Genomic DNA, 22,480 nt, shown 5'->3' on the forward strand with positions numbered 1-22,480 from the left:
GGCGGCTTTGTTTCGGGCTAATGTTTTGCGAAAGAAAAATCAAGAAAATTGTATAACATTTCGCAGCAAGGCGGCCTATGGCGCGCCGACGCCGCCAAAGTTGTTCGCCCACTTTTTGTTCAACCGGTTTCTTGCAGCTATTTAATCAAGACACGGTTGCTGGAACGCACGGACGACCTGCCGCCGGCCGGCCGCTTCGCGTCCCTGCGCGGTGGATTGCGGGCCGCAATGACGCCGCGTATACCGGCCCTCGCGGGGCTTTCTGCGCATTAGCCGCCCGCACGGCTTTTTGATCGAAGGGATGAGATATGTTCGAGACCTCCTTGCGTGAAAGCGATCCCGACGTTTTCGGAGCGATCGGCCGGGAGCTGCGTCGACAGCAGGAGCAGATTGAGCTTATCGCATCGGAGAACATCGTCTCGCGCGCCGTGCTGGAAGCGCAGGGTTCGGTGCTCACCAATAAATATGCAGAAGGTTATCCGGGCCGACGGTATTACGGGGGCTGCGAATTCGTCGACGAAGTTGAAGAAATCGCAATCGCGCGCGCCTGCGAGCTATTCAATTGTCGCGAGGCGATCGTGCAGCCGCATTCGGGCAGCCAGGCCAATCAGGCCGTGTTCATGGCGTTGATGAAGCCGGGAGACACCTTTCTGGGCATGGATCTCGCCGCCGGCGGGCATCTCACCCATGGGGGCAAGGCGAATCAGTCCGGCAAGTGGTTCAACGCCGTGCACTACGGCGTTCGCCGCGACGATCAGCGCATCGACTTCGAGGCGGTCGCCAGGCTCGCCGAAGAGCATCGCCCGAAGATCATCATCGCAGGCGGTAGCGCCTACTCGCGCGTCATCGACTTCCGAAAGTTCCGTGAGATCGCCGATTCCGTCGGCGCCTGGCTGATGGTCGACATGGCCCATTTCGCCGGGCTGGTCGCAGGCAGGGCGCATCCCAACCCGGTCGAGGACGCCCATGTAGTGACCTCCACCACCCACAAGACCTTGCGCGGCCCGCGCGGCGGCCTCGTGCTCACGAACAATCCCGACATCGCCAAGAAGGTCCGCTCGGCGCTGTTCCCGGGCATTCAGGGCGGGCCGTTGATGCATGTCATCGCCGCCAAGGCGGTCGCTTTCGGCGAGGCGCTGCGGCCTTCCTTCAGACAATACGCCCGCGACGTCATCGCCAACGCGCAGGCTCTTGCCGAGACCCTGGTCGAAGCGGGCTACGCGGTCGTCTCCGGCGGCACGGACACGCATCTTGCGCTCATCGACCTCAGGCCCAAGGGCGTGAAGGGCAATGCGGCCGAAGAAAGCCTCGAGAGGGCGGGGATCACCTGCAACAAGAACGGCGTGCCGTTCGATCCTGAGAAGCCGACGGTCACGTCCGGCATTCGCGTCGGCTCGCCGGCCTGCACGACCCGCGGTTTCGGCGTCGCGGAATTCCGCGAGGTCGGCGCGATGATGGCCGAGGCGCTTGACGGCCTCGCCAAGGGCGGCGACGCCGGCGCGGCCGAAAAGGCCGTGGCCGCGCGGGTGAAGGCGCTGACGGGCCGGTTTCCGATATACGAATAGGCGCCCGTCGCGAAAGGCCGTTCCATGCGCTGCCCGTTCTGTGGATGCGAAGACACGCAGGTCAAGGACTCCCGCTCGGCCGAGGACGGTTCGTCCATTCGCCGGCGCCGGCAATGCGCGGCTTGCGGCGGGCGGTTCACCACCTTCGAGCGCGTGCAGCTCCGTGAGCTGACGGTCATCAAGAATTCGGGGCGTAAAACGCCGTTCGACCGCGACAAGCTGATGCGCTCGGTCAACATCGCGCTCAGAAAACGCGACGTAGACCCGGAGCGGGTCGAGCAGATGGTGTCCGGCGTCATCCGCCGGCTCGAAGCCATGGGCGAAAACGAGATACCGTCGAAGAAAATCGGCGAGCTCGTCATGGAGGGGCTCGCCAATCTCGACGACGTCGCCTATGTGCGCTACGCCTCGGTCTACAAGAACTTCCGCGAAGCGCGCGATTTCGAGCAGTTCCTCGATAATCTCGAGGAGCAGGAGCGCGAGGGGCGCTGAAGCGAATGACGCAAGGCGCCATGACCATGAGCGACGCCGATCATCGAAAACGCAGCCAGGCGCGGCTCGCCGCCGTGCAGGCCCTCTATCAAATGGAGGCGTCGGGGGCGGGCGTGGAAAGCGTCGTTCTCGAATTCCGCACGCATCGGCTGGGAGCGGAGATCGACGGCGCAAGCCTGCGCGAAGCCGATCCCGACTTCTTCGCCGAAATCGTCCGCGGGGCGGTCGAGGCGCAGCGACGCATCGATCCCTTCATCGCGCGCTGTCTGGCGCAGGGCTGGACGCTCGCCAGGCTTGATGCGACGGCGCGCGCCATCCTGCGGGCGGCTTTTTACGAGATCATGAAGCGGCCGGATATTCCGTGCCGGGCGGCGATCGACGAGTATGTGTCGATCGCGAACGCGTTCTTTGACGGCGCGGAGCCTAAGTTCATCAACGCCGTCCTCGATCGCGCCGCCCGCGAGGCCCGCCCCGACGAATTCGCCGAGAGCGCGTGAGGCCCGTATGGCCGCGGGCGAGTTCGACATCATCCGGTCGCTTTTCGCGCCGCTCGCCGCCGAGAAGGGAGCGTTCGCGCTCGACGACGACGCCGCTCTTCTTCCGGCCGCGGAATATGTCGCGACGAAGGACATGATGATCGCCGGCGTCCATTTCCGTCCCGACGATCCGCTCGACCTCGTCGCGCGCAAGCTCCTTCGGGTCAACCTTTCCGATCTCGCGGCCAAGGGCGCGCGCCCTGTCGGCTATTTTCTCGCCTGCGCGTGGCCGAAGACGGCGACGCGCGCGCAGATAGCCCGTTTCGCCCAAGGGCTCGCCGCCGATCAGGCGCAGTTCCGCATCGCGCTTTATGGCGGGGACACGACGAAGCACCGCGCGGCCGGGGCGCCGCTCACTCTGTCGCTCACCGCTTTCGGCGCGCCGGCGCGCATGGGAATGATCGCCCGCAAGGGCGCGCAGATCGGCGACGACATCTACGTCACCGGGACCATCGGCGACGCCGGTCTCGGCCTCGCCGCGCTGGAAAAGCGCGAGACCTTCGCCAAGCCTGCCCGCGATTATCTCGTCGGCCGCTATCGGTTGCCGGAGCCGCGCCTTGTCATGGGCGGCGCGCTTGCAGGACACGCCTCGGCGGCGATCGACGTCTCCGACGGGCTGATCGCCGATGCGGGCCACATCGCCGCGGTCGGCGGCGTCGGCATCGAGATCGAAGCCGAGCGCCTGCCGCTGTCGCCCGCGGCGAAGGACTGGCTTGAAAGGCAGCCCGCGCGGGAAGAGGCGCTCGCCCGGCTCGCCGGTTTCGGCGACGATTACGAAATCCTGTTCGCCGCGCCCCCGAACCGTCGGCGCTCTATCGACATGGCCGGCAAGGTGTCGAAGACGGCGGTCGCGCGCATCGGCCAGGTCGTCAAAGGCGCGGGCGCGCGCCTGATCGGCGCCGACGGCGACGAGATCCCGGTAGAAAGTCCCGGCTTCGACCATTTCGCCGGGTAGCCGCGCAGGCTTTCATCCTTCGGAAAAAATGGTCGGAGCGACTGGATTTGAACCAGCGACCCCTTGACCCCCAGTCAAGTGCGCTACCAGGCTGCGCCACGCTCCGATCAGCCGGCGGGACGGGCCGCGCCCCGCCGGCGAGGCGCGGACTATAAGAGGGCCGGCGCGCCTCCGCAATGCGTCCGGCTCATGAATCGGCGGGCGTTTTCGCCGCGGCGCGTCAGTCGTGATCGTCGGATTCAGGCGCGATCGCCTCGATGGCGAGGATCGCGTCGTCGAGCGCTTCCTGCGCCTCTTCGAGACGCGCGAGCAGCCCCTGAAGCCGCCGGCGCGCGGCCGGCGAAAGGCCGGCGCCGGGCGGCGCAGGATCGCCTCCCGCCGGGGGATCGCCGGCTTCGCGGTCGCCCGCGTCTTCCTCAAGGAGGGGGCGCAGCGTGATGGGCTGGCCCGCGGCGGCGAGGCGGCCGAGCTCGGCGACGTATTTCACGCCGTGCTCGCGGAAGATCTTCTGCACGCCCTTGGTCGTGTAGCGCTCCTCATACAGAAGAACGCGCACGCCGCGCAGCACGTCGATGTCGACGGGGCGGTAATAGCGCCGTCCGCCGGCTCGCCGCATCGGCCGGATCTGGCCGAACACGTCTTCCCAGTGCCGCAGCACATGCTGCGGCACGTCGAGTTCGCTGGCCGCTTCGCTGATGGTTCTGAAGGCTTCGGCGGATTTTGCGACAGCCATTGCGCCTCCGCGCCGTTACGCCGTCATTCGGCGGCCGTCGCGCTGTCCCGCACGAGCGCGGCGTTGATGTTGTCCTTCAGCACATGAGAGGCGCGGAAGGCGACGACCCGGCGCGGCGTGATCGGCACTTCCTCGCCGGTCTTCGGATTGCGTCCCATACGGAGCTTCTTGTCGCGCACGGAGAAGGTCCCGAAAGACGAGATCTTTACGGTCTCGCCGTTCTCGAGCGCGCCCGAGATCTCCTCGAGGATGCGTTCGACGAAGCCGGCGGATTCATTGCGGGAAATGCCCATCTCGCGATGAACGGCGTCCGCCAGGTCTGCGCGCGTCGTGGTCTTGCCTGCCATGGCGTCGAGCCTCGCAATGGTTCCCCCGCTCGCGGCGGATGTTAAGCCCCCGGGCGGAGGCTGGTCAACAACCGATTGAATTTATTCGGCTGTTCCGCAGGGAGGGGAAATCCGGCCCGCTCACGCGCGCAGCAGCGCCGCGCCCCAGGTGAGCCCGCCGCCCATCGCTTCGATCATCACGAGATCGCCGCGCTTGATGCGCCCGTCCTCGACGCCCTGGCGATAGGCGAGGGGAATCGAGGCCGCCGAGGTGTTGCCCTGGCCGGCGATGGTGGAGATCACCTGATCGGGCCTCAGATCGAGCTTCTTCACGACGCCCTGAATGATCCGCTCGTTGGCCTGGTGGGGCACGAACCAGTCGATGTCGGTCGGCGCGACGCCGGCGCGCGCGGCGACCGTCTCCATCGCTTCGGAAATGCGCGTGACCGCCTCGCGGAAGACCTTGTTGCCCTGCATGCGCACATGGCCGGCGGTCTGGGTCGAGGAGACGCCGCCGTCGACATAGAGCAGATCGACCAGCCGGCCGTCGCTGCGCAGATAAGCGCTCATGATTCCGCGCCCGTCCGTTTCGCTTTCCTCGACGCCTTCGAGCACGAAAGCGCCGGCGCCGTCGCCGAACAGCACGCAGGTCGCGCGGTCCGACCAGTCGAGAATCCGCGAGAACGTCTCGGCGCCGATGATCAGCGCCCGCTTGTGCAGACCGCTGGCGACGAAGCGGTCGCCGGTCGCGAGCGCGTAGACGAAGCCCGTGCACACCGCCTGAATGTCGAACGCCGCGCCCTGCTCGACGCCGAGCTTGGCCTGCACGATGGCGGCGGTAGCGGGGAATGTGAGGTCCGGCGTCGTCGTCGCCACGATGACGAGGTCGATGTCGGCGGGCTTCAGGCCGGCGTCGTCGAGCGCGCGTCGCGCGGCCTCTACGGCCAGATCAGACGTATACTGACCATCTGCGGCGACGCGCCGCTCGCGGATGCCCGTGCGTTCGCGAATCCATTCGTCGGTGGTGTCGACGATTCTGGAAAGGTCGTCATTGGTGATGATCTTTTCGGGAAGGTACGATCCGCACCCGGCGATGACCGATTTCAAACTCATACCGCCGCCGCTTTCACTTCTCCATCGGCGTCGCCGCGCCGGTCTACGGATTGGGCGCGCCTGCCCACCCGCGCGATGGTCTCGGCCACCTCGTCGCGGAAGGGACGGCGCGCCAGGTTCGCCGCCATTTCGATCGCGCTTTTGACGCCGTTGGCGTCCGCGCCGCCGTGGCTTTTCACCACGAGGCCGTTGAGCCCGAGGAACACGCCTCCGTTCGCCGAGGACGGGTCCATGCGCTCTTTCAGGCGGACGAGCTGCCGGCGCAGCAACAGCGCGCCCGCCCTTGTAATCAGCGAGGCGGTTAACGCTTCCTTAAGCCAGCTTGCGACGAGGCGCGCCGCGCCCTCCGCCGTCTTGAGCGCGACATTGCCCGTGAAGCCGTCAGTGACGACCACGTCCACGGTCCCTTTGGAGATGTCGTCGCCCTCGACGAAGCCGTGAAAGGCCATTTCGGGGTCGGCTTCGCGCAGCACGCGCGCGGCGGAGCGGATGAGCTCATGGCCCTTGAGCTCCTCCGCGCCGACATTGAGCAGGCCCACCGTCGGCTTCTCCTTGCCCGTCAGCGCGCGGAAAAACGCCTCGCCCATGATGGCGTACTGGACGAGCTCGGCCTCCGTCGCCTCCACATTGGCGCCGACGTCGAGCACCACCGTGCGTCCCCTGGGGGTCGGCCAGAGCGCGGTGATCGCCGGCCTGTCGACGCCTTCGATCGTCCTGAGCTGCGAGCGGGAGACCGCCATCAGCGCGCCGGTGTTGCCGCAGGAGACGACGGCCTGCGCGTCGCCGTCGCGCACCGCGCCGACGGCGGCCCACATGGAGGTGTCGCGCCCGCGGCGCAGCACCTGCGAGGGCTTGTCGGTCATGGCGACGACGCCCTCGGCGTGGCGGACCTCCGCCCCCTTCAGCACAGCCCGCTCGGCGACGAGCGGTCCCAGCGCGGCGGCGTCGCCGAAGAAGATGAATCGCGCGGAAAGGCCGCCCGTCGCCGCCTGCGCCGCGCCGTCGACGACCACGGCGGGGCCGTTGTCGCCGCCCATGGCGTCCACCGCCAGAGTCAGCGGCGCGCTTTGCTGCGACGGGTCAGTCACTTCGACGCCCTCCCTGAACGGTCCGGTCCTGAACGCGCCTGTCCCGAACGGTCAGGATAGCCTGCGCAGGCGCTTGCGCAATCGATCCTGGCCATTCGCGGGGCGCTGATGGGGTATCCAAAAGACATGCGGTCGGCAGGTTCCTAACCTCGGTCGCGATCAGGGGCAATCGCATCCCTGAGAGCTTCGAACGGGGAAGCCGTTCCGGTCGGTCCGGCGGTCTCGCGCAGCGGTTCGACGCCGGGCTTGCGCGGATGCGGCGCCATGGCGAGGGACAGCTGCTGGACGAGGATTTCCGCCAGATCGAGCCGATCGCCCTCGAGCGGCTCGGGCGTGTCTTCCTCCACGACGAGCGCGCCGTCTTCCTCGACGGACTGCGGCGCGCGGACGAAAACGATGCGGAAATCCTCCTCCAGCGCTTCCTCGAATGGCTCCAGGCTGACGACGCACTCGCGGGTCAGGGCGGCCTCGAGGCGGCCCTCCAGCACGAGCCCGCCCTTCGTCGGCCGCGCCGAGACCGCGCCCTTGAGACGATTGAGCGCCGGCGCGCCCAGCCGGCGCGCGATCGCGGCGCGCGCGGGCGCGCCCGCTTCCACCTCATAGGCGCGCCCGCCGGCGGGAAGCTCGCCGACATCGACCCAGAAGACGAAAGCTTGTTCCGTCATGACGCAGCCTCCGCCGGCGCGGCGCTTCCGGGGACGGCGCTTCCGGGGCCGGCGCAGGGCGCTTCGGGAAAGCGCGCGACGCCGGCGATCAGGCGGGAAACGGGATGGGCGTCGATCATCGCCGCAGCCTGTCGCACATAGGCGGCGAGGGCCGGCGCGCCCGCCGCTTCCGGATCGCCGTAGACGTTGCGGGCGACGGCGTCGACGAGGGCCGCGGGCGCGGCGTCCGCGGCGAGGGCGGCCTCATAAGCGCCGATGCGGCCGTAGAACGCTTCGGCCATCTTGCGGATGCGCCGGCCGACCGCGAGATCGCCCACCCCCAGCTCGCGCAGGGCGTCGTCGAAGCTGGCGAAGGTCGCGTCGAACAGTTTCTGCGCCACGCGGGCGGCTTCATCGCCCTGGCCCTTCAGGCGGCGCAGAATGAGATAAACATGCAGGGTCAGCAGTTCGAACCGGCCCTCGACATCGTCCGCCACGCCGAGGTCGGCGTAGAAGGCCGGCGCGCGCGCCTGTCCGGCCGCTTCAGCGAACAGCGCGAGCGCGGCCTCCTTCGCCGGGTCTTTCCTGAACAGGGACAAAATCATAGGCTAGCCGGGCGCGCCCGGTTCCTGCTAGACAGCCGAGCCGTGCACGTAAGCCTCAAGCCGCTCCGGATCAAGCAATGACCCTTTCGCGCATCTGTCTCGGCCTTCTCGCGCTCGCCGCCGCGGGGGCGCAGGGATGCGTCTCGGTGCGCTCCAGCCATGGCTACGTTCTCGAGCGCGGCGAGACGGAGCTCACCGCCCGCCCTGGCATCGACACCAAGGAGAGCGTGCTCGCCAAATATGGCGAACCCTCCATGATCGGCGCCTTCAACGAAAACTCCTGGTACTACATGGCCAGCACGGAGCAGTCGCGGGCCTTCTTCAGGCCGGAAACGACCTCGCGCAGCATCGTCGCGTTCCGATTCGACGAGGAAGGTTTCGTCAAGAATGTCGAAACCTATTCCCTGGAAGACGGCATGGAGATCAATCTGGTCTCGCGGGAGACGCCGACCCGCGGCAAGGAGCTCACCTTCTGGGAGCAGCTTCTGGGCAATGTCGGCCAGCTTCCCGCGCTCACCGACCAGCAGCAGCAGGTTCCGGGACGGTAGACGATCCGCGTCGCCTCCGCTTATTCGCGGACTTGGGACGGATCGCGATTCATCCACTGGATCAGATACTTGGCTGGAAAAGCCCAGGCGACGCCGGCGATCAGGTAATAGCCGGCCTGGAACAGCCAGAAGGACGGCGCGCGCTCGCCGAGCGCGGCCGCCGCAAAAACATAGGCCGCCAGGCCCGGCAGGAGCGCGAACAGACCGACGAGCTTCTTGATGCGAGGGGACATGGGAGCGCCTCATCCGGCCGCGACGCGCCGCCGCGCGCGCGACGCGTCGCCATGCTGTAGACGGAACCCATGAGCCTTTCAACATCCGCCGCCCCCGCCGGTCCCGACATGAGGACCCAGACGGTTCGCGACGGGCGCGCCGCCCGCCGGGTCTCCGCATGGCTGTTCGCGATGTGCGCGCTCGCGGCGCTGATGGTGATCGTCGGCGGCGCGACGCGGCTTACCGACTCGGGCCTGTCGATCACCGAATGGAAGCCGGTGACGGGCGCGATCCCGCCCCTGAGCGAAGCGCAATGGCTCGAGGAGTTCGAGAAATACCGTCAGATTCCGGAATATCAGATCGTCAACCGGGGCATGAGCCTCGACGAGTTCAAGACCATCTACTGGTGGGAGTGGGGCCACCGGTTTCTCGGCCGGCTGATCGGCGTCGCGTTTCTCGTCCCGCTCGCGGTCTTCGCCGCGACGGGCGCAATCGGGCGCGCGCTGGCGCTCAAGCTCTTCGGCATATTTCTGCTCGGCGGCGCGCAGGGCGCGCTCGGCTGGTACATGGTGGCGAGCGGCCTGTCCGAGCGCGTCGACGTGAGCCAGTATAGACTGGCGGCGCATTTCGGCCTCGCCGTCGTTCTGCTTGCGGCGATGTTCTGGCTGGCGCTCGATCTGCGCCGGGCCGCCGCGGGGCGGGACGGGGCGGAAGCCTCGCCGCCGCGCCGGGACCTGTTCTGGGGCGCGCTCGCGCTCGCGGCGGGCGTCTATCTCCAGATGATCCTCGGCGCCTTCGTCGCCGGGCTCCGGGCCGGGCGCACCTACAACACCTGGCCGCTGATGGACGGGCGGTTCTTTCCGGAGGCCTATTTCGACGGCGCGCCGGGCTTTTCCGACCTTTTCGAGTCGATCGCGGCGGTTCAGTTCAACCACCGGCTCGGGGCCTATCTTCTGACGGCCGGCGCGGTCTGGTTCTGGCTCGCCGCGCGCCGAACGGCCGTCGAGCCGCGCGCGCGCGCGCTGCTTGTCGGCGTGCTCGCGCAGGCCGCGCTCGGCGTGTGGACGCTTCTGGCCGCGACGCCGATCGCGTTGGGGCTCGCGCATCAGGCCGGCGCGCTCATCGTGTTCATGCTGGCGCTTTACGTCGTTCACGGATTGACGATGTCGATGTCGATCACGAATGGTTCTTCCTCCTCCTGAGGCGACAGATCGCGCGGGTTCGCCGTCGGTCCGAGCGGCTTGCCGAGCGCGTCCATCACGCCGTTGAGGGGCGCGAGCCTGAGGACGGGCCGCGCGCCGTTCGTCGCCAGCGCCAGCGCGCCGTCGCGGTAGATCGCGCCGTAATTGCCGTAGGCCAGGCCCATCGCCGTCGCCTCGCCGACGCCGTCGACGTCGAAGGAGGCCTTGAGCCGCACGGCGCCCAGAAGCGCGCCGTCCTCGCGGTCGTAGAGGTAGACCTCGCCCGTCGCCCCGTCGAGCAGCGCGATCTGGCCGCAGCATTCCTCCGTAGGCCCCCCTTCGACGAGGCCGTTGAGGGCGAGTCCGATGCCGGCGGGCTCTTTCACCGGCGTGCGCGCGAGCAGGGCGGGCTCGGCCCCGGCCTCGAGCCGGTAGATCGCCCCATCGGGCGCGGCGGCGTAGACCGCGCCGTCCACGTCGTCGACCGCGCAGCGCGAAAAACCGCCTTCATGGGTTCCCGATTCCGTCGCCGTCGCCGTGACTGCGCCGTCGCGGATTTCGAGCGCGGTCGCGCGCCAGCCGTCGGCGCGCATCTCGTGCAGCGCGAGCCCGCCCTCGCGCGTCGGCCCGACGCAGAAGCCCTCGACCCCGCGTCCGCCGATGAACAGGGTCGTCTGCAGGACGAGCGTCCGCTCGGCGTTGTCGACGGCGTAGAAGCGATAGGCCGGCCCGTCGCTCCGCTCGCCGCTCTCGTCGCCGCGTTCGACGCGCGCGACGGCGTAGCCCTGCGCGCTCGGGCCTTCGCCCGCATAGGCGACCGACAGTCCGGTCGCGGAAAAGCCGCCGGCGGCGGCGACCTCGCGCCCGTCCTCGATATTGTAGGCGACGATCCCGTCCGCCGTGGCCGCGAGGACGAGCCCGTTGAAAGGCAGGCCCGGATGGGCCCAGAAGGCGACGCCTGCGATGCGCGCCGGCGCCGGGCCGAACTCGTCGACGGCGGCGACTTCCCTGGCCTCGACCCGCTCGGGCGGCGGCGGTTGCGGCGAGTCGGCCGGCTCGCGCCCGCAGGCGGCGAGGGCGAGCAGGGCGGCGGCGGTCAGCCCCGGCGCAAGCCGACAGGGAATCCCGGGACCGCAAAGAGTCTGCCGACGGTTCTTATTCATTGATCGAATCCCTTCATCGCGTCGCGCCGCTTTTAGCCGATCCGGGCCGGGCGCGCCGCCTTGCGGAGAAAAAACCGGCGCATTATGCTGTATTACAGGGTAATGCGCGAGACCCCGATGAGCAGAGAGACGATCACCTTCCGCACCGATCCCGAACGCCGGGCCGCGCTTGACCGGCTCGCCGGGCTGATGGAGCGCGACCGCACCTATGTGCTCAACGCGGCGATCGACGCCTATCTCGATCTCTTCGACTGGCAGAAGCGCCGCATCGCCGCTGGTCTTGACGCCGCCAGGCGCGGCGACTTCGCCGATGAAGCCGAAGTCGCGGCCGTCTTCGACAGCGCGCGCGCCCGCGCGGCGAAAGGAAAGCCCGAATAGGTGCGCGTGCGCTTTACGCGGCCGGCGCTCGCCGATCTCGAAGAGGCCTTCGCCTTCATCGCCGAGCGCAATCCGCAGGCCGCGGCCGACGTCATCGACGCCGTCGAAGGCGCCGTGGCGGCGCTTGCGCGCCATCCCCGGCTCGGCCGGCCGGGCAGGGTGAAGGGAACCCGCGAGCTCGTCGTAGCCGGCGCGCCGTTCGTCGCGGCCTACCGGATCACGGGCGAGACCGTGGACATTCTCGCCGTCATTCACGCCGCGCGGCGCTGGCCGGATCGCTTCGGGGAGGGCTGAGCGGCCTTGCGGTAACCAGATACCACACGCATAACCTGCCGATTTTGCAAGGCGATTTCGAAAGGTGTTGACGCGTCCGCGCCGCTGGGTTATCGGCGCGGCTCCCTCCCGGCGGTCCGAGCGCGCGCCGTCCGGGATCCGACATCCAACGCTCGCGTTCCAGGATCGACCGTCATGAAAACCTACTCCGCCAAGCCGGGCGAGGTTGAGTCCAAATGGGTGCTGATCGACGCCGAAGGGCTCGTCGTCGGCCGGCTCGCCTCGCTCATCGCCATGCGCCTGCGCGGCAAGCACAAGCCGCATTACACCCCGCATGTGGACTGCGGCGATCATGTGGTCGTCGTCAACGCCGACAAGGTCGTCTTCACGGGCCGCAAGCTGAAGCAGAAGAAGTTCTTCTGGCACACCGGCTATCCGGGCGGGATCAAGGAGCGCACGATGGACAAGATCCTCGGCGGCAAGCATCCCGAGCGCGTTCTGATGAAGGCGGTGGAGCGGATGATGCCCAAGGACTCCCCGCTCGCGCGCGCGCAGATGACCAAGCTGCGCGTCTACGCCGGCCCCGATCATCCGCATGCGGCCCAGTCGCCCGAGCCGCTCGACGTCGCCGCCCTCAACGCCAAGAACTCGAAAGCCGCGTAAGCCATGAGCACGACCACCCTTGAAAACCTGAAAGACGCCGCCGCCGAGGCCGGCCTCGTCGCCCCGGCCGAAGACGCCCTGCCCGAGCCGAAGATCGACGCCCAGGGCCGCGCCTACGCCACCGGCAAGCGCAAGACCGCCGTCGCGCGCGTGTGGATCAAGCCGGGCGCCGGGCGCATCACGGTCAACGACAAGGACCACACGGAATATTTCGGCCGCGCGGTGCTGCAGATGATCATCAAGCAGCCGCTCGTCGCCGTCGAGCGCGCCGACCAGTACGACGTGGTGTGCACGGTGTCGGGCTCCGGCCCGTCGGGCCAGGCCGGCGCGGTGCGCCACGGCATCGCCCGCGCGCTCACCTTCTACGAGCCCGAGCTGCGCCCGACGCTGAAGAAGGGCGGCTTCCTCACCCGCGACAGCCGCGTCGTCGAGCGCAAGAAATACGGCCGCAAGAAAGCCCGCCGCTCGTTCCAGTTCTCCAAGCGCTAGGGCGGCCGTCTTCCCGGGCGCTGCGCGGCGCGCAGCGCCGCTGCCCAGACCCGGCGTCGCTCTCGGCCGAGTTCCCGTCATCCCGGACGCTGCGCAGCATGAAATGCTGCGCCGCCGATCCGGGATCGCTCCCCATACGCTCCCCGTCATGCCGGGCGCGCCGCAGCGCGCAGCGCCGCCGCGCAGGCCCGGGATCGCTCTCGTCCCGCCCGCCGTCCCCCCGGCCGAACGGGCGCTTGCGTTTCGTGCGAAACGAACGGGCCGGCGTTCGCGCTCGTTCAGCGCCCGCGCGGGCGCCGGCCCGGTTTCGAACGATTCGCCTCGCGGCGTTTCGCACGGAATCGCCCCCGGGGCCCGGGCGGCGCGCCGCGCCGGCGCGGCCCGGCGGGCGGGCGCGGCTGGGCGGGAAGGGAAAGGCGCGGGCGTTCTCATGCGCCCAGTATGGAGCCGGGCCGACAGGCGGGGATAACTTTCCCCGTTTTTCGGTTAAGTCCTTGTTTTTCCGAGGGGGGAATTCCACGCAAAGGCGGAAGAATTCGGGAATGGGGCAGGCAGCAGGCGGCAGGGAGCAGGGAGCAGCAAGAGCAGGCCGGCTGGAGCTGAGGCGCCGCCCGCCGATGCGGAGCGCGCCGCGCATTCGAAAAGGCGTCCATCGGCCTTCGGCCTCAGCCCGCGCTAAGATCCTTGGACAGGAATTCGCCGGCCGTAGCGCGAACCGGCGCCCGCCGTTAAGGCGTCGCAGCGAGGCGGAAATTCCGCGGGCTCATGCGGGCTTGCGCCGTTTGCGGGCCGGGGCGGGGAGGCGGCTCCGCGCCGGCTTTTTCGCGCGGCGCGCCGGCGCGCGCGACAGCGGCTCCAGCATGGCGAGGCGCACCGGCGGGCGGCCCGGAAACTCCGCGATCAGGCTGAGCTCGCCGCCCATGCCCTTCACATATTCGCCGAGGGTGGAGAGCAGCATGTCCGCGCGCCGCTCGATGCGCGAAACCGTGTCCTGGCCGACGCCGAGGCGCTGCGCCATGCGTGTCTGCGTGAGCCCCATGGCCTTGCGCAGATCCTGCAGGGACGCCTCCTCGGCGACGAGCGCGGCGGCGCGCGCCTCGATCTTCCGGCGGCGCGCCGCCGGCAGCGATTTCATGATTTCATCAACCGTTCGACCCACGGTCATCCTCTCTTCAGTTGCGCGACATGCGCGTCAAAGCGTTCATCTGCGATCCTGATCAAACGCCTGTAGAACTTCCTTTCGCTTCCGCCGGCCTTGTCGCCGGCGACGAGCAGCACCGCCTGTCGATACGGGTCGAACGCCAAAGCGACCCGCCAGACGCCGCCGTCCGCATCGAAGCGCAGCTCCTTCATGTTGGCGTGCTTCGATCCTTTCAAGGCGTCGACCCAAGGCCGGCCCGTCTCAGGGCCGAATCGCTCGGGCAGCTCGGCGCGCGCCAGCAATTCGTCCTGAACGGCGTCCGGCAGCAGAAAAACTCCTCTTCGAAGGCGTCATGCAGACGGACCGTCCACGGCATGGTCAATATGGCTTTCTATCCATATGGCGTCAAGGTCATATGAAAGCGGATCGCCGGACCGGCCGAAACCTGCGGCGAGTCGGCGCGGGCGGGGAGAGGGGCCGCGGCGCCAGAGGCCGAGGTGGCCGCGCTGGCGCTACGGCCGGCGGCGTCAAAACGTGTCAGCCGCCGGCGCAAAAGCGATTACGGGCCGCGCCGCCTGACCGCGGCGCGGCGAAAGGGCGGGCGTCAGGCGCGGGCCGTCCGGCGCCCGGCGAAGCCGAGCCCTGCAAGGCCGGTCAGCAACAAGACGAGCGCGCCGGGAACCGGCACTTCCGAGACGGCGAGCGACTTGACCTTGTATCCGTCGCCGGACCCGCCGGGCACGGTGGCGATCAGATAGCGGAACGCGTTCCCCATGAGATTGACCGTCACGAGTCCTTCCAGGCCGGAACCCGCGCCGGAGGCGATCAACGAACTCACCGACGTAAGACAGCTCAGGCCGCCCGCCGTGCAGGAGGCGACCGATCCGTCATTGGTCCCCCAGATCCGGTAATCGTCGAAAAACGACGCCAGCGACAGCGTGATCGATTCGAAATTCACAATCACTCCGAAATCGAAGACGATCGCTTCGTCGTCGCCGACATTGTCGATCTGGTTGCTGTCGAGAAGGCCGAGATTCACGCCGAGCCCGAAAAGGCCCTGATGAAGGCTCGGGGTCGGGGGCTGTTCGGTGTTGATGGCGATTGCGGTGACCGAGTGCGCGCCGTCGGTGAAGACCGCCGTCTCGCCGAGATCGCCGCCGAGTCCGGCGAAAGTGAAGGTGGCCGCCTGCGCCGGGGCGCCCATGAGGGCGGCTGACAACGCCGCCGCAAGCGCGGCGTTCTTAAAGCGAAGCATATCTGTCTCCATGCATAAAGAGCGCGATCCAGATCCCGGCCGGACGAGACGCGGGGAGATTCGCCGCCAGAGGAGACGCTTATCAAAACGTCAATTTCATATCAATATTTATACAATGACGCTAAACATTTGCGTAATGGTTTTCACGGTTTTCGCGCCTTTGGTTGGTAATGAACGCCGATGCAATTTTCCGGAGCAACGGCTCCTGAAGCCGTGAAGGCGCGGCCGCGCTACGGCCGCCGCCGCCGCTTGCCCTTGCCGCCGGCGCCTTTCGGCTTCGACAGCAGGGAGGAGACCGTCCCTTCCGACTTCCTGACGCGGGAGGCGGGCGCGCCGCCCGCTTGCGCCTCGATGTCCGCCTGGCGGGCGAAGGGATCGTCGGCGACGGCGAGCTCGACCGCCTCCAGGCGCCGGATCTCGTCGCGCAGCGCCGCGGCCTCCTCGAACTCCAGATTGGCGGCGGCCTCGCGCATCCGCTTTTCCAGATGCTCGATGTGCCGGCGCAGATTGTGGCCGGGCGCGGCGCCGTCGAAGGCGGCGGCGTCCTCGGCGAAGCCCGACGGCGACGGCGCGCCGGGCAGGCCGCGATGGCCGACGAAGGTGGCGCCCATCGCCGCCTTGCGGCCCTCGTCCTGCTCGCGGGCGATGTCGGCGATCTTCGCCTTCACCGTGGCGGGCGTAATTCCGTGGGCCTCGTTATGGGCGATCTGTTTCTCGCGCCTTCGCTCCGTTTCGCCGATCGCCCGCTCCATGGAGCCGGTCACATTGTCCGCATAGAGAATGACCCGCCCGTCGACGTTCCGCGCCGCCCGGCCGATGGTCTGGATGAGCGAGGTCTCCGAGCGCAGGAAGCCTTCCTTGTCGGCGTCGAGGATCGCCACGAGCTGGCATTCGGGAATGTCGAGCCCCTCGCGCAGCAGGTTGATGCCGACGAGAACGTCGAACGCGCCGAGCCTGAGGTCGCGGATGATCTCGATGCGCTCGATCGTGTCGATGTCGGAGTGCATGTAGCGCACCCGCACGCCCTGCTCGTGCATGTATTCGGTCAGGTCCTCGGCCATGCGCTTCGTCAGCACCGTGACGAGCGCGCGCCCGCCCTTCTTCGCGACCGCCTTGCACTCGGCGATGACGTCGTCGACCTGATTGGTCTTCCCGCCCGTGACGGGGCGCACCTCGACCGGCGGATCGACGAGGCCAGTGGGGCGGATCACCTGCTCGACGAAGACCCCGCCGGTCTGCGCGAGCTCCCACGGGCCGGGCGTGGCCGACACGCAGACCGTCTGCGGGCGCATCTTCTCCCATTCCTCGAATTTGAGCGGGCGGTTGTCCATGCAGGAGGGCAGGCGGAAGCCGTATTCGGCGAGCGTCTTCTTGCGGTTGAAGTCGCCGCGGAACATGGCGCCGATCTGCGGGATCGTGACGTGGCTTTCGTCGACGAACAGAAGCGCGTCTTCGGGCAGATATTCGAACAGCGTCGGCGGGGGCTCGCCCGGCTTGCGGCCCGTCAGATAGCGCGAGTAGTTCTCGATACCCGCGCAGGCGCCGGTGGCGGCGAGCATTTCGAGATCGAACCGCACGCGCTGTTCGAGCCGCTGGGCCTCGAGCAGGCGGCCCTCCGCGCGCATCACGGGCAGCACCTCGTTCAGCTCGCGCTTGATGCTTTCGATCGCCTGCTGCAGGGTCGGGCGGGGCGTCACATAGTGCGAGTTGGCGTAGACCGTGATCTCCTCGAGATCGTCCGTCTTCTGACCGGTGAGCGGGTCGAACTCGACGATCGACTCGATCTCGTCGCCGAACAGCGACACGCGCCAGGCGCGGTCCTCATAGTGGGCGGGGAAGATCTCGATGACGTCGCCGCGCGCCCGGAACGAGCCGCGGGCGAAGCCGGCGTCCGCGCGCCGGTATTGCAGCGCGACGAGATCGGCGAGCAGCCGCTTGCGGCTCACGCTCTCGCCGAGCCGCAGCGAGAAGGTCATGGCGGTGTAGGTCTCGACCGAGCCGATGCCGTAGATGCACGAAACCGAGGCGACGATGACGACGTCGTCGCGCTCCAGGATCGCCCGGGTGGCGGCGTGGCGCATCCGGTCGATCTGCTCGTTGATGGAGGACTCCTTCTCGATATAGGTGTCCGTGCGCGGAACATACGCCTCAGGCTGGTAGTAGTCGTAATAGGAGACGAAATACTCCACCGCGTTGTCGGGGAAGAACGCCTTGAACTCGCCGTAGAGCTGCGCCGCGAGCGTCTTGTTGTGCGCGAGGATGAGCGCCGGGCGCTGCAGCGCCTCGATGACCTTGGCCATGGTGAAGGTCTTGCCGGTGCCGGTGGCGCCGAGCAGGACCTGGTCCCATTCGCCGCGCCGGATCCCCTCGACCAGCTCGGCGATCGCCTGCGGCTGGTCGCCGGCGGGCTCGTAGGCCGAGACGACCCGCAGCGGCCGCGACTTGCCGCTGGCGGCTGGCCGTTCGGGCCGGTGGGGCGTCCATGTCCCGCGGGTCTCGACGATGCGGGCGTGATACTGGGCCAGCGCCTCGGCGAAGCCGCCGGCCTTGATCTCGGCGGCAGGGGTCGCGGGCTGGACGGTCGGACGCTTGCGGGACTGGCTGCGGGGCGTGCTTCTGGGCGCGGGCATGGCCGCAATGTAGGCCGCCGCGCGGGGAAGGGAAGAGAAAGAGCGCCTATTCAAGCACGCTCGGCCAGTTCGCGTCGGCCCTGGCGATGAAGCCGGGGATGTCGGCTTCCCATTTGCGCTGCACGCCGGCGTCGTAGTTGAGATAGAGCCCGCCCTCGACGATGGTCCAGTATTTCGGGTTTCCGCGCGCGACATAGCCCTGCGCCACGGCCCAGGCGCAGTAGCCGCCATATCGGGGCGCATAGGCTTCCGGATCGGCGCGGAATCTTTCCAGGTTCTCCGCCGAGGCGAAGCGCCACCGTGCGCCTTTGTATTCGAGGCTGAACGCGGCCGAGCCCTTCGCCGGCTCGCCCTGGACGAAATAGGCCACGGCGTCATAGCCGTCGAGCGCGAGATTGGAGAACAGCCCGGTGTAGACTTCGGGCTTGGCCGCCTGCGCCGCGCCGGCGGCGAAGAAGGCGGCGCATAGCGCGGCGATGAAACGAAGCGGCATAGGTTCGCTCTCGGGGTTGGTTGCGCGGGAGAACCTACGCCGCGACCGGCGGCGCGCAAGCGCGCATCCGTTCACGATCCGGCGACGCCGACCAGGAAATAGACGGCCGCGCTGCTGGCCAGACCGGCGATGACGTTCATCGGCAGGCCGATCTTCACGAAGTCCGAAAAGCGGTAATTGCCCGCCGCATAGACCAGCGTATTGGTCTGATAGCCGATGGGCATGGCGAAGCTCGCGCTCGCGCCGAACATCACCGCGACGATCAGCGGGCGCGGGTCCATGCCGAGACTTTCCGCGATCGAGATGACGAGCGGCGTCAGCAGCGCCGCCACGGCGTTGTTGGTCACCGTCTCGGTCATGGCCGGGGCGAGGACGAAGATCCCGAAGATCAGCAGAAACGGCGGGCGCCGCCGCGCCGGCGATCGTAAAGGGAGTCTCGGCCGGAAAGGCGAGCCCCGCGTCCGCGCCTGCGGAGCGCCTGCGCGCCGGGGCGGATTTCACTTTCGCCGAAAGCGCATTAGGATGCGCGCCGTTTTCGTATTCCGTATCCAATCCGAGGCGGACATGGTTCGTGCGTCCATCATTCCAAGCCTTGCGCTCGCGTTGGTTTTCGTCGTTCTGCAACCGGCTTTCGCCGCGCCGTCCGACGCGCTCGCCGCGCTGTTCGACGACTACTGGGCGCACGAGATGGCCGAGAACCCGTTCGCAGCGACCGCGGCCGGCGTCGAAGGTTATGACGACAAGGTTCCCGCCGTCGCGCCGGAAGATCACGCCCGGCGCGCGGACGCGGCCCGGGCCTTCATGGCGCGGCTCGAGGCGATCGATCTTTCCGCCGTGTCGGAAAGCGAGCGGATGAGCGCGGAGATTCTGCGCTTCATTCTGAAGCACGATATCGCGCTGTCGAAGTTCCGGATGTGGCGCATCCCGTTTCTCGCGGACACCGGCTTTCACTCCGACATCGGCTATGCGGTTCGCGCGACGCCTTTCCGTACCGAGAAGGACTATGAGAACTATCTCGCCCGGCTGAGGGCGCTGCCGGGCTATCTCGATCAGAATGTCGAGAACATGCGTATCGGCCTCGCCGAAGGCTTCGCGCAGCCGAAGGAGATTCTGCCCTACATCTTGCCGTCCTTCGAAGCGCAGGCGACGGCGCAGGCGGAGGATCATCCCCTCTACAGGCCTTTCGCGTCGATTCCCGAATCGATCGGCCGGCGCAAGCGCGCTGCGCTCGCGCGGGAAGGAAAGGCGGTTCTCGAAAACCATGTGATCCCGGCCTACGCCCGCGTTCTCGCCTTCATGAAGGAGGAATATCTGCCGAACGCGCCGGAGAAGATCGGCGCGCGCAACCTGCCGGACGGCGAAGCCTATTACGCCGCGCTCGTGCGCTATTACACGACGCGCGACGACGCGACGGCCGAGGAAATCCACCAGATCGGCCTCAAGGAGGTCGCGCGCATCCGCAAGGAGATGGAGGCGGCGATCGCCGAGTCGGGATTCGAGGGTTCGTTCGAGGAGTTTCAGGAGTTTCTGCGTACGGACGAACAGTTTTACGCCGACGCGCCCGAGGCGCTTCTGAAAGAGGCGGCGTGGATCGCCAAGACCATCGACGGGCGGCTGCCCGGCTTTTTCGGCAAGCTGCCGCGCCAGCCCTATTCGGTCGAGCCGGTGCCGGCCGAGATCGCGCCCAACTACACGACGGGGCGCTATGTCTCGGCGCCGGCGGACGCGCCGCGCGGCGGGGCCTACTGGGTGAACACCTACGCCCTCGACAAGCGCCCGCTCTACGAGCTGCCGGCGCTCACGCTGCATGAGGCCGTTCCCGGCCATCACCTGCAGAACGCGCTCGCGCTGGAGATCGAGAACGCGCCCGAATTCCGCAAGCAGTTCTATCCGCACGCCTTCGGCGAGGGCTGGGGCCTCTATTCGGAGAAGCTGGGCGTCGAGATGGGAATCTATCAGACGCCTTACGATCATTTCGGCCGGCTGTCCTACGAGATGTGGCGGGCCTGCCGGCTGGTCATCGACACGGGCGTCCACGCCAAGGGCTGGAGCCGTCGGCAGGCGATCGACTATCTCGCCGCCAACACCGCCCTGTCGCTGCATAACGTGCAGACCGAGGTCGACCGCTATATCGCTTGGCCGGGCCAGGCGCTCGCCTACAAGATGGGCGAGCTGACGATCTGGGAGCTCCGGCGCAAGGCGGAAGCCGAACTCGGCGACCGGTTCGACATCCGCGCTTTCCACGACGCGGTGCTGACCGAGGGCGGCCTGCCGCTCGATCTCCTCGCCGCGCGCGTCGACGCCTATATCGCGCGCACGAAGGGGAGGTAGCCCCGACGGGCCGCGCCGCCGACGAAAAACGCGGCGCTTGCGGCGCCGCGTTTGAACGCTCCGGTCGCGGCGGCGGGACCGCCTAGGGCGTCGCGCAGCTCGCCTCGTAGCATTCTTCGAACATCGGAACGGCCTGAGCCGTGGCGAAAGCGGCGGGCAGGGCGATCGCCATCGCGACGAGGCCGATGCCGATATAGAGCGCGGCCGCGCTGAACGCGGCGAAATCGGCCAGCGGCCTGGCTTCCGCATGGCGGGGCGCTGAAATGACGGCCATAGACGCCTCCTCTACTCGAAACTTCGTTCGCCCGGCGCTTCGATGACGGCAGTCTGTCGCAAATCCGTTATCAAAGTGTCACGGAACTTTCATATAGCGCACAATTTGCGCAACTTCAATGGCGGATATGCGCAAAGAGTGCGCAGACTGGCGGCGGCGGCTCGCCAGCCAGCCCGGCGGTCGGGCCCGGTCGGCCGCAGGGCCGCGGCGATAGACCGCCTCGGGCTTGCCGGCGTTTCGGGGAAGACTGCATAAGGCGCGCGCCGCGCCGCTTGCTGGCGGCCTTTCCGGGAGCCGTTTCCATGGCCGAAAACCGCGACGACGTTCCTCGCACGCCGCCCGAGGACTGCGCGGCGATGGAGGAGGTGCGCTATGAGATCGACCGCATCGACCGGCTGCTGGTGCGCCTCGTGGCGGAACGGCAGCGCTATATCGAGGCGGCCGCGCGCATCAAGGAGCGTCAGGACGAAGTCCGACTCGAATGGCGGATCGAGGACGTGGTGGCCAAAGTTCTGGCTTCGGCCGAGCGCGAAGGCCTTTCGAAACGAATCGCCGAGCCCGTCTGGCGGCTGCTCATCGACCGCTGCATCGAACATGAGCACGAAAAATGGCGACTGTTTCGAAATCAAAACAAAAAATAAATTGCTAATGATTTCAATAGGTTGAAGGAAGGCTCGCTGACGCGCGCCGGCGAAAGGACCGGATTCCCTTTGCGCGGCGGACGGCGCGGGCGATAATCCGCCGAGCGTTCAGCGAGATCCCCCGACATTGCAGCAGAAAGGATGAACTGATGAACAAGAACGAATTCATCGATCGCGTGGCGGACATGGCCGGGATGAGCAAGGCTGAGGCCACGCGGGCGGTTGACGCGGTGTTCGACGCGATCACCGAGGCGCTGCGTCGGGGAGACGACGTCCGGCTCGTCGGCTTCGGCACGTTCTCTGCGGCCAAGCGCGCCGCGCGCGAGGGGCGCAATCCGCGCACCGGCGAGACAATCCAGATTCCGGCGAGCATCCAGCCGAAATTTTCGGCGGGCAAAGGCCTGAAAGACGCGCTCAACTGATCTTCGGATTTGCGGCAGGCCGCCTTCCGGCCCGGCAGGGCGGGAAGGCGGCTTTCTTTTGCGCGGGCGCCGGCCTTGTCGGCGCCTGAGGCGCGCGATAGGGAGAGCGGCGCGCTTCGCGACGGGCGGTTAGCTCAGCTGGAAGAGCGACTGGTTTACACCCAGTAGGCCGGCGGTTCGAACCCGTCACCGCCCACCACGCCTCGCCTGCGCGCGCAAAATTTTTCAGGACAGAATCTTTTACGCAGAGAATCTTCCACCTGATTTCGCCGTCGGGCGATATTCCTCTGGATCAGCCGGCGCGACGCAAATAGAAGCGGGGCGTCGT

Annotated in this window: 28 protein-coding genes and 2 tRNA genes; 14 read left to right on the forward strand and 16 right to left on the reverse strand. The window is 67.8% G+C overall.

The window, feature by feature from the left end; translation table 11 throughout:
• Positions 1–308 precede the first annotated feature (308 nt).
• The 4 genes from glyA to thiL are packed head-to-tail and all read left to right on the forward strand — an operon-like array spanning position 309 to position 3,548.
• Positions 309–1,565 (forward strand): serine hydroxymethyltransferase, encoded by a 1,257-nt coding sequence (glyA, locus tag CHB64_RS05050; protein ID WP_089411540.1) that lies wholly within the window; start codon positions 309–311, stop codon positions 1,563–1,565.
• 24 nt (positions 1,566–1,589) lie between these two features.
• Positions 1,590–2,057 carry a transcriptional regulator NrdR gene (nrdR, locus tag CHB64_RS05055; protein WP_089411541.1) on the forward strand — a complete coding sequence of 156 codons (468 nt, stop codon included), beginning with the start codon at positions 1,590–1,592 and terminating at the stop codon, positions 2,055–2,057.
• Between the two features lie 26 nt (positions 2,058–2,083).
• Complete coding sequence (gene nusB, locus CHB64_RS05060; protein ID WP_089411990.1) at positions 2,084–2,554, forward strand: transcription antitermination factor NusB; 471 nt, start codon at positions 2,084–2,086, stop codon at positions 2,552–2,554.
• Positions 2,555–2,561: 7 nt separating this feature from the next.
• A complete protein-coding gene (gene thiL, locus CHB64_RS05065) occupies positions 2,562–3,548 on the forward strand; it encodes a thiamine-phosphate kinase (protein WP_089411542.1) in 987 nt (328 codons plus the stop codon).
• 29 nt (positions 3,549–3,577) lie between these two features.
• Here the strand turns inward: thiL and CHB64_RS05070 are convergent.
• From CHB64_RS05070 to CHB64_RS05100, 7 genes are all read right to left on the reverse strand, one after another.
• A tRNA-Pro gene (locus tag CHB64_RS05070) sits at positions 3,578–3,654 on the reverse strand.
• 114 nt (positions 3,655–3,768) lie between these two features.
• Positions 3,769–4,281, reverse strand: a complete 513-nt coding sequence (locus CHB64_RS05075) for a MerR family transcriptional regulator (protein ID WP_089411543.1) — start codon at positions 4,279–4,281, stop codon at positions 3,769–3,771.
• 23 nt (positions 4,282–4,304) lie between these two features.
• Positions 4,305–4,628: an integration host factor subunit alpha gene (locus tag CHB64_RS05080; RefSeq protein ID WP_089411544.1), complete on the reverse strand. Its 324-nt coding sequence runs from the start codon at positions 4,626–4,628 to the stop codon at positions 4,305–4,307.
• A 120-nt stretch (positions 4,629–4,748) separates the two neighbouring features.
• Positions 4,749–5,720, reverse strand: coding sequence for a beta-ketoacyl-ACP synthase III (locus tag CHB64_RS05085; protein WP_089411545.1), 972 nt, complete (start codon positions 5,718–5,720; stop codon positions 4,749–4,751).
• A complete protein-coding gene (plsX, locus tag CHB64_RS05090) occupies positions 5,717–6,808 on the reverse strand; it encodes a phosphate acyltransferase PlsX (RefSeq protein WP_234993315.1) in 1,092 nt (363 codons plus the stop codon). The genes CHB64_RS05085 and plsX overlap by 4 nt, the downstream gene beginning before the upstream one ends.
• A gap of 143 nt (positions 6,809–6,951) precedes the next feature.
• Complete coding sequence (locus CHB64_RS05095) at positions 6,952–7,473, reverse strand: YceD family protein (RefSeq protein ID WP_089411547.1); 522 nt, start codon at positions 7,471–7,473, stop codon at positions 6,952–6,954.
• A complete protein-coding gene (locus tag CHB64_RS05100) occupies positions 7,470–8,057 on the reverse strand; it encodes a ubiquinol-cytochrome C chaperone family protein (RefSeq protein WP_089411548.1) in 588 nt (195 codons plus the stop codon). Before CHB64_RS05100 ends, CHB64_RS05095 begins: the two co-directional genes overlap by 4 nt.
• 77 nt (positions 8,058–8,134) lie before the next feature.
• Between CHB64_RS05100 and CHB64_RS05105 the strand changes: the two genes are divergently transcribed.
• Entirely contained in the window at positions 8,135–8,605 is a 471-nt protein-coding gene (locus CHB64_RS05105; RefSeq protein ID WP_089411549.1) for an outer membrane protein assembly factor BamE, read from the forward strand.
• Between the two features lie 20 nt (positions 8,606–8,625).
• Here the strand turns inward: CHB64_RS05105 and CHB64_RS05110 are convergent, their stop codons facing one another.
• Complete coding sequence (locus tag CHB64_RS05110; RefSeq protein WP_089411550.1) at positions 8,626–8,838, reverse strand: DUF2842 domain-containing protein; 213 nt, start codon at positions 8,836–8,838, stop codon at positions 8,626–8,628.
• A gap of 69 nt (positions 8,839–8,907) precedes the next feature.
• On the opposite strand from CHB64_RS05110, the gene CHB64_RS05115 reads away from it, so the two are divergent.
• Entirely contained in the window at positions 8,908–10,020 is a 1,113-nt protein-coding gene (locus CHB64_RS05115; protein WP_089411551.1) for a COX15/CtaA family protein, read from the forward strand.
• Here the strand turns inward: CHB64_RS05115 and CHB64_RS05120 are convergent.
• Entirely contained in the window at positions 9,969–11,162 is a 1,194-nt protein-coding gene (locus CHB64_RS05120; RefSeq protein WP_089411552.1) for a hypothetical protein, read from the reverse strand. The two genes, CHB64_RS05115 and CHB64_RS05120, sit on opposite strands and share 52 nt — an antisense overlap.
• 117 nt (positions 11,163–11,279) lie before the next feature.
• Here CHB64_RS05120 and CHB64_RS05125 point away from each other — a divergent pair, with 117 nt between their 5' ends.
• The 4 genes from CHB64_RS05125 to rpsI all read left to right on the forward strand — a co-directional run bounded on the left by CHB64_RS05125 (position 11,280) and on the right by rpsI (position 12,965).
• Entirely contained in the window at positions 11,280–11,540 is a 261-nt protein-coding gene (locus CHB64_RS05125; protein WP_089411991.1) for a CopG family ribbon-helix-helix protein, read from the forward strand.
• On the forward strand, positions 11,541–11,834 hold the full coding sequence (locus CHB64_RS05130; RefSeq protein WP_089411553.1) for a type II toxin-antitoxin system RelE/ParE family toxin: 294 nt from the start codon (positions 11,541–11,543) through the stop codon (positions 11,832–11,834).
• 174 nt (positions 11,835–12,008) lie between these two features.
• A complete protein-coding gene (gene rplM, locus CHB64_RS05135) occupies positions 12,009–12,476 on the forward strand; it encodes a 50S ribosomal protein L13 (protein ID WP_089411554.1) in 468 nt (155 codons plus the stop codon).
• Positions 12,477–12,479: 3 nt separating this feature from the next.
• Positions 12,480–12,965 carry a 30S ribosomal protein S9 gene (rpsI, locus tag CHB64_RS05140; RefSeq protein ID WP_089411555.1) on the forward strand — a complete coding sequence of 162 codons (486 nt, stop codon included), beginning with the start codon at positions 12,480–12,482 and terminating at the stop codon, positions 12,963–12,965.
• A 763-nt stretch (positions 12,966–13,728) separates the two neighbouring features.
• Here the strand turns inward: rpsI and CHB64_RS05145 are convergent.
• The 6 genes from CHB64_RS05145 to CHB64_RS05170 form a co-directional block, all read right to left on the reverse strand.
• A complete protein-coding gene (locus CHB64_RS05145) occupies positions 13,729–14,130 on the reverse strand; it encodes a helix-turn-helix domain-containing protein (RefSeq protein ID WP_200815233.1) in 402 nt (133 codons plus the stop codon).
• Positions 14,127–14,408 (reverse strand): type II toxin-antitoxin system RelE/ParE family toxin, encoded by a 282-nt coding sequence (locus CHB64_RS05150; RefSeq protein ID WP_200815234.1) that lies wholly within the window; start codon positions 14,406–14,408, stop codon positions 14,127–14,129. Before CHB64_RS05150 ends, CHB64_RS05145 begins: the two co-directional genes overlap by 4 nt.
• Before the next feature lie 302 nt (positions 14,409–14,710).
• Complete coding sequence (locus CHB64_RS05155) at positions 14,711–15,361, reverse strand: hypothetical protein (protein ID WP_089411556.1); 651 nt, start codon at positions 15,359–15,361, stop codon at positions 14,711–14,713.
• A 230-nt stretch (positions 15,362–15,591) separates the two neighbouring features.
• Positions 15,592–17,991, reverse strand: coding sequence for an excinuclease ABC subunit UvrB (uvrB, locus tag CHB64_RS05160; protein ID WP_200815235.1), 2,400 nt, complete (start codon positions 17,989–17,991; stop codon positions 15,592–15,594).
• A 46-nt stretch (positions 17,992–18,037) separates the two neighbouring features.
• The gene (locus CHB64_RS05165; RefSeq protein WP_089411558.1) at positions 18,038–18,484 is read right to left on the reverse strand and encodes a YHS domain-containing (seleno)protein; all 447 of its coding nucleotides are present in this window, start codon (positions 18,482–18,484) and stop codon (positions 18,038–18,040) included.
• 71 nt (positions 18,485–18,555) lie between these two features.
• The gene (locus CHB64_RS05170; protein ID WP_327078522.1) at positions 18,556–18,879 is read right to left on the reverse strand and encodes an SLC13 family permease; all 324 of its coding nucleotides are present in this window, start codon (positions 18,877–18,879) and stop codon (positions 18,556–18,558) included.
• 169 nt (positions 18,880–19,048) lie between these two features.
• Here CHB64_RS05170 and CHB64_RS05175 point away from each other — a divergent pair, with 169 nt between their 5' ends.
• Complete coding sequence (locus tag CHB64_RS05175) at positions 19,049–20,815, forward strand: DUF885 domain-containing protein (protein WP_089411993.1); 1,767 nt, start codon at positions 19,049–19,051, stop codon at positions 20,813–20,815.
• A gap of 82 nt (positions 20,816–20,897) precedes the next feature.
• Here the strand turns inward: CHB64_RS05175 and CHB64_RS05180 are convergent, their stop codons facing one another.
• A complete protein-coding gene (locus CHB64_RS05180) occupies positions 20,898–21,089 on the reverse strand; it encodes a hypothetical protein (protein ID WP_089411560.1) in 192 nt (63 codons plus the stop codon).
• 302 nt (positions 21,090–21,391) lie between these two features.
• Here CHB64_RS05180 and CHB64_RS05185 point away from each other — a divergent pair, with 302 nt between their 5' ends.
• The 3 genes from CHB64_RS05185 to CHB64_RS05195 all read left to right on the forward strand — a co-directional run bounded on the left by CHB64_RS05185 (position 21,392) and on the right by CHB64_RS05195 (position 22,351).
• Complete coding sequence (locus tag CHB64_RS05185; protein WP_089411994.1) at positions 21,392–21,730, forward strand: chorismate mutase; 339 nt, start codon at positions 21,392–21,394, stop codon at positions 21,728–21,730.
• Between the two features lie 149 nt (positions 21,731–21,879).
• Positions 21,880–22,152 (forward strand): HU family DNA-binding protein, encoded by a 273-nt coding sequence (locus CHB64_RS05190; RefSeq protein ID WP_089411561.1) that lies wholly within the window; start codon positions 21,880–21,882, stop codon positions 22,150–22,152.
• A gap of 123 nt (positions 22,153–22,275) precedes the next feature.
• Positions 22,276–22,351 (forward strand) — tRNA-Val (locus tag CHB64_RS05195).
• The last annotated feature ends 129 nt before the right edge of the window (positions 22,352–22,480 follow it).

This window comes from Amphiplicatus metriothermophilus (assembly GCF_900199215.1).
Classification (GTDB): Bacteria; Pseudomonadota; Alphaproteobacteria; order Caulobacterales; family Parvularculaceae; genus Amphiplicatus; species Amphiplicatus metriothermophilus.

Coding starts and splice junctions, on each gene's coding strand:
- CHB64_RS05120 (WP_089411552.1), bottom strand. CDS start 11,162: ATGAATAAGAACCGTCGGCAGACTCTTTGCGGTCCCGGGATTCCCTGT.
- thiL (WP_089411542.1), top strand. CDS start 2,562: ATGGCCGCGGGCGAGTTCGACATCATCCGGTCGCTTTTCGCGCCGCTC.
- CHB64_RS05185 (WP_089411994.1), top strand. CDS start 21,392: ATGGCCGAAAACCGCGACGACGTTCCTCGCACGCCGCCCGAGGACTGC.
- rplM (WP_089411554.1), top strand. CDS start 12,009: ATGAAAACCTACTCCGCCAAGCCGGGCGAGGTTGAGTCCAAATGGGTG.
- CHB64_RS05165 (WP_089411558.1), bottom strand. CDS start 18,484: ATGCCGCTTCGTTTCATCGCCGCGCTATGCGCCGCCTTCTTCGCCGCC.
- CHB64_RS05125 (WP_089411991.1), top strand. CDS start 11,280: ATGAGCAGAGAGACGATCACCTTCCGCACCGATCCCGAACGCCGGGCC.
- CHB64_RS05105 (WP_089411549.1), top strand. CDS start 8,135: ATGACCCTTTCGCGCATCTGTCTCGGCCTTCTCGCGCTCGCCGCCGCG.
- glyA (WP_089411540.1), top strand. CDS start 309: ATGTTCGAGACCTCCTTGCGTGAAAGCGATCCCGACGTTTTCGGAGCG.
- CHB64_RS05190 (WP_089411561.1), top strand. CDS start 21,880: ATGAACAAGAACGAATTCATCGATCGCGTGGCGGACATGGCCGGGATG.
- CHB64_RS05145 (WP_200815233.1), bottom strand. CDS start 14,130: ATGACCGTGGGTCGAACGGTTGATGAAATCATGAAATCGCTGCCGGCG.
- CHB64_RS05110 (WP_089411550.1), bottom strand. CDS start 8,838: ATGTCCCCTCGCATCAAGAAGCTCGTCGGTCTGTTCGCGCTCCTGCCG.
- CHB64_RS05115 (WP_089411551.1), top strand. CDS start 8,908: ATGAGCCTTTCAACATCCGCCGCCCCCGCCGGTCCCGACATGAGGACC.
- CHB64_RS05175 (WP_089411993.1), top strand. CDS start 19,049: ATGGTTCGTGCGTCCATCATTCCAAGCCTTGCGCTCGCGTTGGTTTTC.
- CHB64_RS05080 (WP_089411544.1), bottom strand. CDS start 4,628: ATGGCAGGCAAGACCACGACGCGCGCAGACCTGGCGGACGCCGTTCAT.
- CHB64_RS05075 (WP_089411543.1), bottom strand. CDS start 4,281: ATGGCTGTCGCAAAATCCGCCGAAGCCTTCAGAACCATCAGCGAAGCG.
- CHB64_RS05155 (WP_089411556.1), bottom strand. CDS start 15,361: ATGCTTCGCTTTAAGAACGCCGCGCTTGCGGCGGCGTTGTCAGCCGCC.
- CHB64_RS05085 (WP_089411545.1), bottom strand. CDS start 5,720: ATGAGTTTGAAATCGGTCATCGCCGGGTGCGGATCGTACCTTCCCGAA.
- CHB64_RS05095 (WP_089411547.1), bottom strand. CDS start 7,473: ATGACGGAACAAGCTTTCGTCTTCTGGGTCGATGTCGGCGAGCTTCCC.
- nusB (WP_089411990.1), top strand. CDS start 2,084: ATGAGCGACGCCGATCATCGAAAACGCAGCCAGGCGCGGCTCGCCGCC.
- rpsI (WP_089411555.1), top strand. CDS start 12,480: ATGAGCACGACCACCCTTGAAAACCTGAAAGACGCCGCCGCCGAGGCC.
- CHB64_RS05180 (WP_089411560.1), bottom strand. CDS start 21,089: ATGGCCGTCATTTCAGCGCCCCGCCATGCGGAAGCCAGGCCGCTGGCC.
- nrdR (WP_089411541.1), top strand. CDS start 1,590: ATGCGCTGCCCGTTCTGTGGATGCGAAGACACGCAGGTCAAGGACTCC.
- uvrB (WP_200815235.1), bottom strand. CDS start 17,991: ATGCCCGCGCCCAGAAGCACGCCCCGCAGCCAGTCCCGCAAGCGTCCG.
- CHB64_RS05100 (WP_089411548.1), bottom strand. CDS start 8,057: ATGATTTTGTCCCTGTTCAGGAAAGACCCGGCGAAGGAGGCCGCGCTC.